We start from the raw sequence: 14,868 nt of genomic DNA, 5'->3' as shown, positions 1-14,868 counted from the left end.
AGACGTCTATTCGATGACGTTATCCTTCTTCTTAGGAACCAAAACCTTGATCGCCTGTGGAATGATCTTGATATGAAGAGGCATTTCTTTCAATACTTCGCCATCACATTGAACCGTTTGTCTGGGGCTTGAGGAAACGCTGATCTCTTTGCCTTGCCAGTGCTCCACCAGTTCCAAATTGTCCGGACGCTCCCGTTTGAGTAAGGTGACGGCCAGAAGCTTGAACAGACTGAGATTCGCCTTTCGTACGACAACAACGTCCAAGAGCCCATCGCTGACATTTATGTGCTTGTCGTAAGATATGTTACTGAACCCGAGATTCCCTACATTCGCAATAATACAAGTCAAGCCTTGAACTTCGTGCTTTTGCCCATCGATTTTCAGATGGTAGACGGCTTTCTTGGTTTTCTTCAGTGCCGTGGCCGCTGAAAGAAAGTAGGCAAAGATTCCAATCCTGTTCTTGGTCTCACGGTCCGCACCCTTAATCATCTCCGCTCCAAAACCAAGGGCTATTCCTAGAATGAAATAGCGGTCACCAAACTGCCCCACATCTATGGTTTTCACTGTCAGCGGAACTTGAGTCATGAGCGCGCAGGCTGCCTTAAGATCTTTGGGGATGCCAAGTTCCTCGGCCATGACATTTGCCGATCCTCCCGGCAGAATGGCCAAAGGGATATCTGATCCCATCAGACCGCTGATTGCCTCCATGAGTGTGCCGTCCCCGCCGTAGACGGCGAGGGCATCCACTCCTTCTTTGACGGCGGCCTTGGCAAACTTGATCGCGTCGCCCGCCTGGTGCGTGATCGATGCTTCCCACTTAGTGCCAGCTTCTTTCATGGACAGATTGAAAACGGGCAGAATTGATCCTCCCGTTCCGGCGGCGGGGTTAATGATGATGCGGATTTTCTTTATCTTCTTTTCCATAGCAACTACCTTGTCTGCAGACATTTTTCAAACGCTTTGATTTGAATAATGGGAAAGACTGCTTCAACCCCCACCAGCAGTTTCTTGGTCGAGATGGGAGTAATCAGATCAAAACTGAATACCTTCAATTCATCGGCATGTTCCTTGTCGACTCTGGAGCCCGCGTATAGATAATCAGTCACTTTGGATATATCCATTGTGTTTTCTATTTTGACCTTATCTTACTACTGTGTCAATTTTACTCTTTCGACACTTACAACAATGTTCTTCCAAGGAGAGAATGAGAGGAATCCCCCTGGGGAAGGTGTATTCAATCTTTCTAGACAAAAAAGAGGAATGGCGCAAAAGTGCCATTCCTCTTCTAAGTATCTTCTCTTTGAATTACTGTTTCGCTGCTTTCTTCGCAGGAACCTTCTTTACAACTTCTTTCCAGCTTTCTTAACTTCTTTTCCGGCCTTTTTGACTTCTCTGTCAACTTTCTTGACTTCTTTCTTTACTACCTTCTTGAATTCGACCCTTGCTTCTTTACCTGTCTCCATAATAGTTTCTCCACCTCCTTCAAGAATCATAGATGAATAGCAGGAAATGCAAACTCGCATCGATCCATCTAGAATGCACGTGAGCTGGCTCCGTCGACTCGTCTGAAAATGTACGTGAAGGATCACAGAATACTGCCGGTCCCGCATCGACTCATCTGAACTGGAGATGAACTGGCCTCGTAAACTCATGAGAAAACGGAGATGAAGGAAGACAGACTACTGGTGTCTTTCGGACGAAAAAGGAACAGCGCAGTTCAGCGACATCGTTGTGCCCGCTGGAAGATCGGCCTGATCTGTTGGCGAAGATAGGACTCAAGTCTAGCGGTCGAAAGTGCTAACAAGTAGATCGTGCAAGGGGTGATTGGCTGTCTAACGGTTGCGTTCAGTATATCCGCGAACCCCCAGAAATGATTGTTCGGTTGTCGGTTGTCGGTACTTTCAAATAGTTGCATAATGGCCGTGGATCAAAATGGTCCAAGCTACAACATTTGAGAAGAGGAAAGGTGAATCCATGAATCACTCATTACCCGACAGCGAAATATTGTATTCGGCGTTGGTCAACAGAGACAGCAATTTCGAGGGGATATTCGTGGTTGGAGTCAAAACCACGGGAATATTTTGCCGTTCCACCTGCACTGCGCGAAAACCAAAGCGAGCAAACGTCGAGTTTTTTGCTTCGGCGCATGACGCGCTCTTGGCTGGCTATAGGCCATGTAAAGTCTGTACTCCCCTGGAATATAATGGGGCTGCTCCTGACTGGCTTAAACCACTGTTGGCTGAAATCAATGATGATCCATTGATCAGACTAAGGGATAGTGACTTGCGGGCAAGGGGTTTAGATCCCAGCCGCGTTAGTTACTGGTTCAAGAGACATCATGAAATGACTTTCCAGGCATATTTGCGTGCCTTGAGGATCGGGCAAGCGTTTGGAAGAATCAAGCATGGAGAAAGCGTTACCGGGGCAGCTCTTGAGTCTGGTTATGAATCGTTGAGTGGTTTTGCAGACTCGTTCAAGAAAACGACCGGCTTTTCTCCGAGCAAGAGCCAGGAGAGTCAACTCATTGCGACAACAAGGATCTTGACCCCTTTAGGGCCAATGCTGGCAGGGGCTACCGATGATGGAATCTGCCTATTGGAATTTGTTGACAGAAGAATGCTGGAGACCCAATTGGAGAGATTGAGCAAGTTGTTGAACGCCGAATGTGTTCCTGGTTTCTGCAAACACTTTGACAGGTTGAGCAGTCAATTAGAAGAGTATTTTTCTGGAAAGAGAAGAGAATTTGATGTTCCCCTGGTGCTGCCAGGAACACCATTTCAGCAAAGAGTATGGACCGCATTGCAGACGATACCGTACGGTTCAACGCGTTCTTACAAAGAACAGGCCGAAACCATAGGTCTTCCCAATGCGGTCCGGGCAGTTGCAAGAGCGAATGGCGATAATCGAATAGCCATCATCATTCCGTGTCACAGAGTCATTGGGGCAGATGGTAACCTCACCGGCTATGGTGGTGGGTTGTGGCGCAAGCAATACCTGTTGAATCTCGAATCCAGTCATGGGCCAAGATAAGACCTCTGCGCAGCTAACACAGCATGCACCAACCTTTCTCTGCTGCACTTCATGGGTGGCTGATCGCGAGTAGATCACTTTCCTAGAAAAATGCTAGACTCATCTTGACGGAAGCTTTGACAAATCCAACCAGAGTAACAAGGAGGCAAATCTCATGTTCCCAATCGGTGACGATAATTCCTCTCGCAGAACTGTTCCGCTGGTCACGTATGCCCTGATCGCTCTGAACGTCCTGTTCTTCCTGGTGGAGCTGAGTGGCGGTGACGCCTTTATCATGAAGTGGGCTTTCGTTCCCAGCCGCTTCCTCGCCAACCCCGGCGCTGATTTCTTGACCCTCTTCACTTCTATGTTCATGCATGCCGGCTGGGTTCATTTGGGAGGCAACATGCTTTACCTATGGATCTTCGGCGACAATGTCGAAGATCGTTTCGGGCACATGAAGTTCGCGATCTTCTACCTGCTCTGTGGGCTTGCCGCGACTTTTGCGCAGTTGGCGTTCAGCGTCGGATCAAAGGTACCGAATCTGGGAGCCTCCGGAGCGATCGCTGGTGTGCTCGCTGGCTACGTTTTGCTGTTTCCACAGGGAAAGATCAGAGTATTGCAGGGCCAACAAGTGGTTCAAGTACCCGCGCTGATAGTCATTGGCCTCTGGATCGCCCTCCAGTTTTTCAGCGGTGTCGGTTCGATTGCCGGAACAGCAGACACGGGTGGGGTAGCTTACATGGCACACATCGGAGGATTTATCGCAGGGTTCGTGTTGACCTTCCTGTTTCGTGGGAGCCGCGGGACACAGGCGACAGGCTGATTTGACATCTGGTCGTTTTTTCTGCCAAGTCCCGTGCTTGCCGGTAACACAAACCGTTAGGCTGCTATAATAGCCGTATCCTGGGGTCTGATGGAACCCACAAGCGGAGGCGCCGATATGGAAAACAAGAGGAATAACCAACTGGGGCTCGAGAGCGCAAGCATACAAAGCGCTGGAGAAGTTCCAGGACCTGTATCGGGGGAAATGCTTCACGAAGAGTCTGTCCCAGTCCACAGCCGCATCTGGGTGTCAGCGGCTGACGGCGCCACCGCTATCCTCTGTTCGATCGCCGAAGGCGCAGCACTGACCTACTACTTCACGCGCATCATGGGACTGGCCCCACGCCTTGCCTCCATCGTGTGGCTGCTCTTCGGAATCTGGAACGCCTGCAACGACCCACTGTTCGGGTACATCAGCGACCGGACCAGGAGCAGACTTGGGCGCCGTATTCCCTACATCCGGTATGGGGCACCCCTGTACGCAGTCGCCTTTGCAGTCTTCTGGATAGTCCTGCCTGGGTTCAAGGGCAATCAGACGGCATTGTTCATCCAGATGCTAATCGGCATGTTCCTGTTTGATGCCTTCTATACGGCTATTGCAACTGCTGTCTACATCATGCCGTATGAAATGGCAGTCTCCAACAAGGCACGAAGCAGCATTTTCATCTGGAAGATCGGCTTCAGCCTCATTTCCACTGCCTTTCCCATCGCAATTGGACTCATCCAGCCGGGACCCGGCCAGGATGCCACACCGTACCGACTCATCATGATCGGTCTTGGCATCCTCATGGCAGCGGTCATCTATACCAGCACCTTCTTCTACAAGGAGAACCACTTCCAGCAGGAAGAGGAACAGTTCAACTTCTGGAAGTCTCTGGGTGCCTGCTTCCGCAACAAGTCATTTGTCGTGTTCGAGTCCATCAGTTTCACCGTCATTTATGTCCAGAACCAGCTCATGCAGGGCATCTACTACTACTATGACGAGGTGAGCATGGGCGTCGCAAAGAGCACGGGGGCCGCCCTCACTCTTGGCTCGCTCTTTGTCGGGGCAGTCCTGGGCCTGGTGCTATTCCTCAACCGTCGTGATGCCTGGGGTGTCAAACGCTGCGTGCGCGTATTCGCTTCCATGTTCGGCATCGGGTGCATCGTCGGTCTCCTGTCCCCTCACCAGCTCATTCCGATGATGGTCGCCTTTCTGTTGATCGGCGTGGGCTTTGCCGGTGGCATGTACCTCATTCCACTGATGAATGGTGATGTCATCGACGCGGACGAATATACAACAGGGCTGCGGCGCGAGGGCACGTATGCTGGTGTCAACAGTTTCGTCACCAAGCCTGCCATGAGCCTTGCACAAGCCACCTTCCTGGGGTTCCTGTCACGAGCAGGCTATGACCAGTCATTGGCAAAGGGCATGCAGAGCGCCTCGGCTGAAGCCGGCATCGTGCGAGCATGGTTCCTCGTGCCTACCCTGCTTCTGCTCGCCTGCGCAGTCATCCTCCGCTGGTATCCCCTTGATGGTCCCAGCTGGGAAAAGATCAAGACCCATCTCACCGTCGTGCACCGAGAGAAGGAGAGGAAGTACTTGGCCGAACACGGTCTGAGGTGAAGAAAGGAGTGCCATCATGCTGAGCCGAACAAAACGAATGCGCTTGTGGACGTACCTCCTGGACGCACCTGTCGTCGCTGTTCTGACGTTTGTCTTTTTCTTTCTCATGGACAGACCGAATCGGAACCTTGGAGCATGCCTCACGGGAGTCGTGTGCATCGGCCTCATCCCGCTGAGTGCATGGTTCCACATGGTGCGCCACCCTGGCGATTATAAAGGTGAACGCAAGGTGGCCTTCGTCCTGAGCATCGTGGGCTACATGATCGGAACCATCGTCATGGTTGTCTTCTTCCGCCAAGCACGTCTCTTCCTGGCGCTGATGCTGTCTTACATGTTCACGGTCGTCGGTCTCGTGATCATCAACCTTCTGCGCTACAAAGCTTCTGGTCACGCAGCCGGCGTATCAGGCCCTGCAACGGCCATCACCATCAGGTATGGTTGGCCAGGTGCAATTTCATACCTCCTGCTCGTCCTCGTCGCCATAGCCAAGATCAATATCAAGGAGCACACACTGGGGCAGCTTTGCACGGGCGCCGGTATCACGATAGTTTCTACCCTGACCGCTTTCGCGGTCACGGGCTTGCTGCGCTTCTAACTCCGGATTCCTGCGGGATCGAACTCCTTCGGCGTCGACCCGCACGCCTTCATGTCATCGAACATGCCAACGTCGTTACACAGACCGACACAGAGTCCAGCGGGCTGTGCCACGTCCAAACTTCCCGACGGTGACACCCAGCCAAAAAAGCTGGTATACTTGCATGGATTGCCTGCAGGCACGGTCGCCCCTGTCAGACACGTCGATGTGATGGCGGCATACCGGAAAAAGGAGAGGAAAATGAACTATGACTTCGAACGCGGGATTGAACGACACAACACGGGTTGCGTCAAGTGGGATCAGAGCTGTACCGTCTTTGGGAGTGAGGACGTCTTGCCGATGTGGGTGGCAGACATGGACTTCCCGATACCAAAACCGGTCACTGAAGCACTGATACGGCGTGCCCAGCACGAGTGCTACGGCTACTCATGTGCAAGTCCGTCGGTCCTGGAGGCCATTACGCAGCGCCTGTGGTGCAACTACCAGTGGAAGGTCGATCCTGAGTGGCTGCTGTTCACCCCTGGCGTCATGCCTGCTCTGCATGCTGCGGTACGTACGTTCACGAGCCCGGGGGACGAAGTCGTCCTTCAGAGCCCAGTCTACTTCCCTTTCTGGTCTACCGTCCGTGAGAATGGCTGTCAAGTCGCCAACAACCAACTGCAGTGGGACGGCCACGGGTACGTGATGGATCTCGATGGGTTGAAAGACGTCTTCCAGCCACGGACATCCGGCATGTCGACGTGCCCCTCACGCACGAAGATGATCATCCTGTGCAGCCCACACAATCCCGTAGGCCGTGTCTGGTCACGGGACGAGCTGATGGCTGTCGGGGAGATCGCCCTGGCCAACGATGCGATCGTCGTTTCCGACGAAATACACTGCGAACTGCTACTGAATGGTTCGCGCCACGTCCCGTTTGCCTCTCTGAGCCCCGAGCTGGAGCAGAACAGCATCGTGTGCATGGCACCGTCAAAGACGTTCAATCTTGCGGGTCTGGCCACCAGCTTCACCATTGTTCCCAACCCCAAGATGCGCGCAGCGATGCAACACCGCATCAACGGAGCCGCGGGCAGTGTCACACCATTCGGGTACACTGCCCTGGAAGCCTCGTTCCGGGAGGGCGACGACTGGCTCACCCAGGTGCTGCACTACATAGGAGGCAACGTAATGTATGTCCGCCTGTTTGTACAGGACCACATGCCACAGGTCAAGGTCATGCCCATTGAGGGAACGTATCTTATGTGGCTGGACTTCCGAGCGCTTGGCATGGACGTCCATCAGCTTTCGGACTTCCTGCGCGAGAAGGCCAGAGTCGGTCTGGACGAGGGTTACGTCTTTGGTCCCGGCGGCGAAGGTTTCGCGCGCATGAACATCGCCTGCCCACGCTCGACGGTGCAGGAGGGACTGACCCGTATCGCCGATGCCCTGCGGACACTGGAGCAGTGTTGATGCGCCTGTCTGGACCTGAAGGCGATGAACTGGACTGCACGACGATTGTCGTCGGCCGGTCTGCATCGCAGTCGGGTTGCATTGTCGTCGGTCACAATGAAGATGACGCGAACCGACTGGTCGTGCGTCACCACATCGTCAAGGCCGGTGAACATCCTGCTGCTACGCGGTTGAGAGACGGAACGCTGCTGTACCGCGAGCCACACACCTCTCTGGAACTTCCTGTTCCTGAGGACACCCTGGCCTACGACTGGACAGAGCTGGTCGGACAGGACTTCGCAGACAGCTTTCTCAACAGCGAGGGAGTCAGCATATGCTGCGACAGTGCCGCAGGCACACGTGAAGAGCAGCCTGAGCTGGAACGGGGCGGCATCGGTCACTTCCTGCCACAACTGGTCGCCGAACAGGCCCACTCCGCCCGTGAGGGCGTCCTGCTGGCTGGCCGACTTATTGAAGCATTTGGCTACTGCGATGCTCGTATCATCACGATCGCGGACCAGCATGAGGCGTGGGTCCTTCAGATACCCGGGGGTCACGCATGGCTGGCGGAACGCGTTCCCGACGATGCGGTTATCGTCCTGCCAAACTATTTCATCTCCCGTCAGGTCGACTTGGCAAACACAGACCGGTTCCTGGCGTCGGCGGATCTGGAGACCCATGCCATACAGCGCGAGTGGTACGGTCCCACAGAGGCAGAACCTTTCGATTTTAAGAGGGCCTACGGACCGCCCCAGATCAATGCTTCTCCATTAAGCACCAGCCGGCAGCAAACCGGGCTCTTCCTGCTCACCGGACAAGAGTTTCCGCTGGACAACATGCCGTTTTCATGCGCACCACAGCACCTCGTGTCCCTTGATGATATCATGGCGTGCCTGCGTTGCGTCGCACCCCACGGGCAGTCTACCCGGCAGGCTCTGGAAATGAGTGGCAGCTTCCACAAAAACGTGGCTCAGACCACCATGCGCCCGATTTCGGTCTGGACCACACAGGAATCCTCTGTAACCGAACTGAGAAGCCATACCCTTGGGCCACAGTCCGTGACTATCTGGCGAGCCTCCGGGATTCCCGACGAGCTTCCCTACACGCCGTGGTATCCACTGGCTATGATGGAAATTGCTCCTGGATACCCGGACCCCTACACCGCGGGAGACCCCGACTATCTCGACATGAGCTCCGCATTCTGGACGTTCCGTCTCTTTGTGACCGCGGTCGACAGCGACTATGCCAAGCGCATCGCCGAAGTCCAGACGGCCGTCCTGCCACTGGAAAAACAGGCCATGGCAGTGGACAAGTTCCTTCAGAACATGCGTGTGGACACAGACACCTCGCGCGAAACCATCGCCAGACTGCTCACGGCATGCGGAGAAGGGCTGGGCATGGAAGCACTGAGTATCTGCAGAGAGCTGCTTCGGCAGTGGCAGACGAACTCCGAGCGGACCCCATTCAGGGAGTGACAGCTCTCGTAGGAGGGAAGTCATCATGAAGTGCTTCATCAGCCTGGACTTGGAGGGTGCCGCAGGGAGGTACAACCGCTACCTGTAGCCCTCTGCAAACGTCCTGTCAGTTGATGACAACGCCGGGCACATCACGTGCCCGGCGTTGTTGCATACATTTCTCATCCTGATCATTTGCTTTCGCCTACCTATTGCATTTTTATAGCATAGTGTATACACTACATATGTAGTATCTACAGTACAGTGGAGGTGGATGATGGAAGAACTGACCAGCAAACAGCAAGCTGTTCTGGAATTCATCGAGGCACGCGCACGCCAGACAGGGTTCCGTCCCAGCTTGGAGGATGTACGGCGCCACTTTGGATTTAATTCCCTCAACTCGGTCGTCGTATACGTCAAGACACTCGAACGCAAAGGGTACCTCCCTCAGCCGGACCTCATCAAGGGTACGCCGGCTACCCCATCGCTGATGATACCGGTGCTGGGCACTGTCGCGGCCGGTACCCCCATCCTGGCCGAGGAGAACATCGAGAAGTGGATCTTTGTCACCCCACCGACGCTCTCAACTGCCGATTACTTTGGCCTCAAGGTCAAAGGAGACTCAATGATCGACGAACACATCGTACCCGGGGATATCGTCGTCGTTCACAAACAGCAGACCGCAGACAATGGCGACATCGTTGTAGCACTGTTTGGAGACGAGGCGACCGTTAAGAAGCTGCGCGAGGGAGATGACGGTATCTTTCTCATGCCGGCCAACCCCGCGTACCGTCCTATTCCTGTCACCAGCGACGTCAGTATTATTGGCAAGGTTGTTGGCCTTGTCCGCGAGCATCTGTCCTGAGGAGGAATACATGAATTCCACATCTGGTTTCAAGGTCTCACCAACCCTGCCTGACAAGCTGCCGTTGCTTTACGTCGAGGAACGAGACGGCCGTCTTGCCGCCTTCGTTTTCCGTGGCGAGGTCAAACATGTAGACCGTGTCCTCAAGATGTGGGCCAGTGGACGGTTTACCTCCGACCATACGGAGGATGCAACCTACTACACAATCATGAGCGACGACAAGATGATAGCAACTGTCGCGAGAGACAACGTCCATCGACACTGGTATATGGTCCGGCTGATGGATTGACAGAGACACTATGAGCGGCCCGGCATGTCCTTTGTCCATCTGCACCTTCACACGGGTTTCAGCTTTCATGAGAGCCCCATCCGTATCGAAGGTCTGGCACAACGCAGTCGCGAACTATGCTACTCATCCTGTGCCATCACCGACAGCAATACCCTGGCCGGCGCCATCCGCTTCGACCATGCGGTGCGTTCGGCTGGAGTCACTCCTGTTTTTGGCAGCGAACTGACACTGCTCAGCGATGAGCCAGACGATTACGTCGTCGTCCTGGCCCGCGATCTGGAGGGATATCGCAACCTTTGTCGTCTGGTGACCTGTGCCCAGGCTCATGGTCGCGCCCATCCGGGCCTGACTCTTGAGCAGCTGGCTCCGTACGCCGGCCACCTGGTCGCGTTGTATGGCAGTCCCGAGAGCCTGCTCTACCAGTCTCTGTCGACACGCTATCCACGCAAGGCACGTCGCCTGCTGCAGGAGATGCGTGCGCTCTTCCAGAACAGCCTGTATCTCGACGTTCAGAACCCCATGTTTGCCGACTCCACACGCCTGCTGTACCGCATGCGCCAATTATCCGATGAAACCGGTGTGCCCGCCTGCGCCACCGGCGGCGTTACTCATCTGCACCGCGTCGATGCAGAGGTACGCGAGATGCTGCTGGCCATTGGTTCGCTGGAAGATGTCGACGCCCGCAGCAGGCAGTCCCACGTCAACGCCGAGAACTGGTTCAGGGGAGCAGACGAGATGCAAGAACTGTTCGCAGACTGGCCCGAGGCACTGGCCGCCAGCGGACACGTCGCGGCGGAATGCCAGGTGGAACTGCCTCTGGACGGGTTCAAGACTCCCAGCTCGGTACTAACGGCGACACGCAGTCTCCGCGATATCGTCTATACCGGCGCCTGGGAAAAGTACGGCATCGTCACCACAGCCGTGGAGGAGCGCATCGAGCACGAACTGAGCATCATCCGGCACCTGCATATGGATGAGTACTTTCTCATCGTACGTGACATCATCGAAATAGCACGGCGCAAAGGAGTCGCCTACTCCGGGCGTGGCTCAGGAACCAATTCCATCATCTGCTACTGCATCGATGCCACGCAGGTCGATCCCATCCAGTGCAACCTGCTGTTTGAGCGGTTCCTCAACGAGGGGCGCAAGAGCCTGCCCGACGTGGATATCGATTTCGACGCATTGCGCCGGGACGAGGTCGTGTCCGAATTGTTTGCCGTATATGGTGAGGACAGGGTTTGCCGCGTAGCCAACGTGAACACGTATAATATCCGCGGTGCTTTTCGCGACGTAGGCAAAGCATTGGGGTACAGCAAAGAAGAAGTCGACGATGCTACCCGGCTTCTGCCCTGGTACAGTCACCGCCGCATCAGCGAGGTCATCGCCAGGCTGCCCGAGCTGGCCACGTTCCCCTATGGGAGCATCGAACGCTGGATATCCCTGGCCGAGCGCATCATGGGGCTACCCCGCACGCTGTCTACCCACCTGGCGGGGTTGATCATAGCCCCCTTCCCTCTCACTGACCTGGTCCCCCTCGAACCATCAGGTACTGGTTATCTCATGACGCAGTATGACAAGGACGACGTCGAGCGTCTGGGCCTGGTCAAGATGGATCTGCTGGGATTGCGCACCCTGTCCGCCGCAGTGGACGCAACCGCGATGGTCCGGGCCGAAACAGGTACAGACATCAGCCTGTCGACCATCCCCATGGACGACCAGCCGACCTATCGCCTGCTGCGTGAAGCTCGCACGCTGGGTGTTTTCCAGCTTGAATCGCCAGGCATGCGCAACCTGCTGCTCAAGTTGCAGCCCGTCTGCTACACCGATATCATGGCTAATGTTTCGCTGTTTCGCCCCGGCCCCATGGCAATGAACATGGACAAGTTGTACCTGGCCAGGAGAAACGGCAAGGTTCCGATGACGTTCGAAGACCCACGCCTGGAGCCGGTCCTGAAAGAGACATATGGCGTCATCGTCTTCCAGGAACAGGTCCTGCAGGTCGCCAATACCGTTGCAGACCTGTCTCTCTCTGAAGCAGACGTTCTGCGGCGCACCATGACGGAGCACACACCCAAGGCAGAACTGGCCCGATTCGAGAGGATCTTTCTGGAACGCGCTGCCACCAAAGGTACCGACCCAGAAACAGCTCAGCGTATCTACGACCAGCTCAAGAGCTTCGCCAGCTACGGATTCAACAAGGGGCACGCTGCTTCATTTGGATTGCTGGCATATCGCACCGCTTACCTCAAAACGCACTGGCCGGCCCAGTACACTGCAGGGCTGCTCAATGCGATGCCTGTGGGGTTCTACCCCCCATTCATCCTGCTGGACGAAGCACGCCGCTGTCATGTTCTGATCGAGAAACCCCTGGTGACGCGCAGCATGATCCGGACGACCGCACATGGCATGACAGTGCGGCTCGGGCTGAACCTGTTCAGCACGCTGTCCGCAAAGGACGCGATCTCCATCATGACCGCGCGGGAGAAACGACCCTTCGATTCAGTGATCGACTTCAGGGACCGGACACGGGCCAACCGGCGAACCCTGCAGCGCCTGGTGCTGGCCGGAGCTTTCGATGACCTTGGCACGCCCGTGGCGGTCGCGACCGACCTTGGGCTGGACCCCGATGAGATCGAACGCATCATGAATGTCAGTCCCCACCTGCAGTTACGTGTCATCCTGGGGGAGATAGCAGGTATCGGTTATCCGGTATCAGCAAGCCTGGCCGTCCTGCTCGACCTGGCCACCGCAGACGTCATGGACGCACCCACGCCCGTGCAGGCACGAGCGCCCGCCCTGCGCAGTACTCAGCTGCGCACATGGCCACATGGGTCCAACGTATGGGTACGTGGAGTCGTCGTTCGCATCCAGACTCCACCCACCAAGTCCGGAAAACGCGTTTTCTTCATCACGCTGGAGGACGAAGACGGCATGGTGGAAGCCGTCATGTTCGAGGATGCGCAGCGCAGGTACGCGGCGGCGCTCAAGCAGAACCGCATGATGCGCCTGTACGGCGAACTTCAGAATACCGAGGGTAGCCCCACAGTACTCGTCAAGCGGCTGGAGGGGTTGCGGTTCATCCCCGGCGTCGAGGAGGTCCCCCTTGGCCGGGAATGTGCTTGAAATCGTTCACCGACAGTTCACCGCGCCCACAACAGTTCTTGGGAGCGGTATTCCTGCAATAGATCACATCACCGGCATTGGCGGCTATCCGCGTGGACGTATCACGGAACTGTTCGGAACAGCCAGTTCCGGAAAGTCGGCTCTTGCACTGGCTTGTTGCCTGAATACGGCCGCTCTGGGACTGACCGTCGTCTGGATAGATCTGGAACACAGCCTGACGGCCAAACTGCCACTGGACCCTGGTCCATCGGCACGGGACATTCTGCTGCTTGAACCACATACAGCGGAAGACGCTGTAGACATGGCCGCCATACTTCTGGAACGGGCCGACATCGACTTGCTGGTCATGGATTCAGCGATCGTCATGAATCCGTCACGCCGGCCTGTAGGCATGCCGTTCAACATGGCACGCGCCGAGATGGTCGGACGCACACTGCGCAAGCTCACGACGTTGGTCGCGCGTCGACACTGTGTCATGCTTTTTCTCAGTCGAAGCTACCTGATGGCTGTTCCTGCATCGGTTGCTTCCATTGGCGGAGGCGCCTTGCGCAGTTTCGCCTCATTGCGTCTGAAAACGACGCAGGAACAGCTGGCCATGGACGAAGGAGACCCATCTTCTTTTGCGGTGCGGGTACGCGTGGTCAAGAACAAACTTGCACCACCTGAGCGCGAGGCCCTTCTGTACTATTCGCTAGCGGACGGTACACTGACAGAGGAACCGCCGGCGATGGTGGCAGAGCAGCCCGAGGAGGAACCGTGGCCATGAATGCAGAGATACGTATCGGCACGTGTGGATATTCGTTCCCTGACTGGAAAGGTGTCATCTACCCTCCCAACCTGCGCCCCTCGCTCTATCTTGTCTACTACGCCCGCACGCTCGGCTTCAACGCGGTCGAGCTGGACAGCAGCTTCTACCACATGCCTGCCATTTCTCTGATTGAGGCCCTCATTCAGAAGACACCGCCCGGTTTTCTCTTCACCGTGAAGGCACATCGAAGCATGACGCACGAAGTATGGAACGCGACGAAGCCGGCCGCTCCGGGGCGTCCTGCGTTCCCTGACCTGGCCTCGGGACTCAAGAACGCCGCCGCCCTGGCACCTGCGTTTACTGCGTTCTGGGAAGCAGTGACACCGATGGCTGACGCAGGCCGCCTGGGAACTGTTGTCCTCCAGTATCCGCCATGGTTCCGAGATACTCCGGAAAACCGAAGGTTCCTCTTGACGACCCGCGACCTGCTGCCCCGACTGCCTCTGTCTATCGAGTTCCGTGACCAAAGCTGGCACAACGGAGATGCCCTGACGTTCCTCCGGCAGGAACACCTCGGCTATGTCGCCGTCGACGAGCCGCAATTGCGCAATCTCCTGCCCCTGGTCCCGGCCGTCACCAGCGACGTTGCCTATCTCCGGCTGCACGGACGCAATCCAAACTGGTTCGGCGCGAGCAGAGAGCTCCGGTATGACTACCTCTACTCGAAGGAGGAGCTGGAGCAGATGCTTCCGTCCATCCGCACCATGGCTGCAAGTGCTCCGCTGATGTTCATCATGACCAACAACTGCCACCGGGGTCAGGCGGTGCAGAACGCAAGAGACCTGCAGGCAATGTTATTGTTCCCGGAACAGAACCGGACGTAGCCATCACGCTATACTGTAGCATATACGTCAGAGGCCGGGACC

General features: G+C 55.9%; 13 protein-coding genes. 11 read left to right on the top strand and 2 right to left on the bottom strand.

Annotated features, from left to right (window positions below):
* Window positions 1-6: 6 nt before the first annotated feature.
* Window positions 7-924 (bottom strand): diacylglycerol/lipid kinase family protein, encoded by a 918-nt coding sequence (locus SMC7_RS05815; RefSeq protein WP_165845182.1) that lies wholly within the window; start codon window positions 922-924, stop codon window positions 7-9.
* A 416-nt stretch (window positions 925-1,340) separates the two neighbouring features.
* Window positions 1,341-1,463 carry a hypothetical protein gene (locus tag SMC7_RS07555; protein ID WP_279386263.1) on the bottom strand — a complete coding sequence of 41 codons (123 nt, stop codon included), beginning with the start codon at window positions 1,461-1,463 and terminating at the stop codon, window positions 1,341-1,343.
* Window positions 1,464-1,974: 511 nt separating this feature from the next.
* On the opposite strand from SMC7_RS07555, the gene SMC7_RS07550 reads away from it, so the two are divergent.
* The 11 genes from SMC7_RS07550 to SMC7_RS05755 all read left to right on the top strand — a co-directional run bounded on the left by SMC7_RS07550 (window position 1,975) and on the right by SMC7_RS05755 (window position 14,826).
* Window positions 1,975-3,030 carry a bifunctional transcriptional activator/DNA repair enzyme AdaA gene (locus SMC7_RS07550; protein WP_119089412.1) on the top strand — a complete coding sequence of 352 codons (1,056 nt, stop codon included), beginning with the start codon at window positions 1,975-1,977 and terminating at the stop codon, window positions 3,028-3,030.
* A gap of 154 nt (window positions 3,031-3,184) precedes the next feature.
* Complete coding sequence (locus SMC7_RS05800) at window positions 3,185-3,835, top strand: rhomboid family intramembrane serine protease (protein WP_119089411.1); 651 nt, start codon at window positions 3,185-3,187, stop codon at window positions 3,833-3,835.
* Window positions 3,836-3,952: 117 nt separating this feature from the next.
* Window positions 3,953-5,440: an MFS transporter gene (locus SMC7_RS05795; protein ID WP_165845181.1), complete on the top strand. Its 1,488-nt coding sequence runs from the start codon at window positions 3,953-3,955 to the stop codon at window positions 5,438-5,440.
* Window positions 5,441-5,456: 16 nt separating this feature from the next.
* Window positions 5,457-6,035, top strand: coding sequence for a hypothetical protein (locus SMC7_RS05790; RefSeq protein WP_119089409.1), 579 nt, complete (start codon window positions 5,457-5,459; stop codon window positions 6,033-6,035).
* Between the two features lie 240 nt (window positions 6,036-6,275).
* A complete protein-coding gene (locus SMC7_RS05785; RefSeq protein WP_119089408.1) occupies window positions 6,276-7,484 on the top strand; it encodes a MalY/PatB family protein in 1,209 nt (402 codons plus the stop codon).
* Window positions 7,484-8,938, top strand: coding sequence for a C69 family dipeptidase (locus SMC7_RS05780; RefSeq protein ID WP_119089407.1), 1,455 nt, complete (start codon window positions 7,484-7,486; stop codon window positions 8,936-8,938). The genes SMC7_RS05785 and SMC7_RS05780 overlap by 1 nt, the downstream gene beginning before the upstream one ends.
* A gap of 256 nt (window positions 8,939-9,194) precedes the next feature.
* Complete coding sequence (lexA, locus tag SMC7_RS05775; RefSeq protein ID WP_165845180.1) at window positions 9,195-9,782, top strand: transcriptional repressor LexA; 588 nt, start codon at window positions 9,195-9,197, stop codon at window positions 9,780-9,782.
* 10 nt (window positions 9,783-9,792) lie between these two features.
* Complete coding sequence (locus tag SMC7_RS05770; RefSeq protein WP_119089405.1) at window positions 9,793-10,071, top strand: hypothetical protein; 279 nt, start codon at window positions 9,793-9,795, stop codon at window positions 10,069-10,071.
* 24 nt (window positions 10,072-10,095) lie between these two features.
* Window positions 10,096-13,194: a DNA polymerase III subunit alpha gene (locus SMC7_RS05765; protein ID WP_119089404.1), complete on the top strand. Its 3,099-nt coding sequence runs from the start codon at window positions 10,096-10,098 to the stop codon at window positions 13,192-13,194.
* Window positions 13,175-13,960 (top strand): ATPase domain-containing protein, encoded by a 786-nt coding sequence (locus SMC7_RS05760; RefSeq protein ID WP_165845179.1) that lies wholly within the window; start codon window positions 13,175-13,177, stop codon window positions 13,958-13,960. Before SMC7_RS05765 ends, SMC7_RS05760 begins: the two co-directional genes overlap by 20 nt.
* Window positions 13,957-14,826 carry a DUF72 domain-containing protein gene (locus SMC7_RS05755; protein WP_126850738.1) on the top strand — a complete coding sequence of 290 codons (870 nt, stop codon included), beginning with the start codon at window positions 13,957-13,959 and terminating at the stop codon, window positions 14,824-14,826. Before SMC7_RS05760 ends, SMC7_RS05755 begins: the two co-directional genes overlap by 4 nt.
* Window positions 14,827-14,868: the final 42 nt, after the last annotated feature.

The sequence above is a fragment of the Candidatus Cryosericum terrychapinii genome (assembly GCF_003570925.1).
Classification (GTDB): domain Bacteria; phylum Caldisericota; class Caldisericia; order Cryosericales; family Cryosericaceae; genus Cryosericum; species Cryosericum terrychapinii.
Note: the sequence above shows the minus strand (reverse complement) of the source record. Positions and strands in the feature narration are given on the sequence as shown.